The sequence below is a fragment of the Actinacidiphila sp. bgisy145 genome, from assembly GCF_057708125.1.
This window is the reverse complement of sequence record NZ_JBYIRL010000125.1, coordinates 1-688: the sequence shown is the minus strand read 5'-3', so window position 1 is coordinate 688 and position 688 is coordinate 1. Positions and strand designations below refer to the sequence as shown.

Genomic DNA, 688 nt, shown 5'->3' with positions numbered 1-688 from the left:
CCCCGCAACCAACCGCCAGAAACCCTCCGGATCCTCCACCCCACCCGGGAACCGACAACCCATCCCCACAATCGCCACCGGCTCATCCACCCCGACACGAACCACCGGCACAGCGCTCTCCCCGACTACCCCGTCGGCCCCGCACGCCTCTGCAACCAGATACCGAGCGAGTTCCAGAGGGACGGGATAGTCGAAGACCAGGGTGGCGGGAAGACTCAATCCGGTCTCCGCAACCAGCCGGTTGCGGAGCTCCAGCGCGGTCAGCGAGTCGATGCCCATGTCACGGAACGCCCGCTCGGAGTCGATCTCAGCCGGGCTGGCATGACCGAGCACAACAGCGGTGGCTTCCTGAACGGTCTGCAGGACTTCCTGCTCACGCTCGACGGGAGAAAGCGGGGCCAACCGAGCCGCCAAGCCACCTACGTCCGCGGCCACGGCTGCCGTCGGGCGTGCGGAGACACCACCGGCAGCCAAGCCGCGCAGCAGTGCGGGCACCGGCCGACCTCCACGAGACAGCCCCGTCAGCTCCATGCGGGCCGGGACCGCCAACGGCGCACCCCACGCAACCGCGGCCTCGAACAACGCCAAACCCTGCTCCGTCGTCAACGGCTGAACACCGCCGCGGCGCAGACGAGACCGACCCGCGCCCTCCAGCTGCTCGGTCATCTCCGAGGTCTGGTCCCACAGC

The 688-nt window shown here is 69.0% G+C and carries 1 protein-coding gene; it reads right to left on the bottom strand.

What is annotated here, in order from left to right:
* Window positions 1-666, bottom strand: a 666-nt coding sequence (locus tag AC3ERT_RS36585) for an acyl carrier protein (RefSeq protein ID WP_435179501.1), incomplete at its 3' end; no start/stop codon positions are given.
* Window positions 667-688 lie beyond the last annotated feature (22 nt).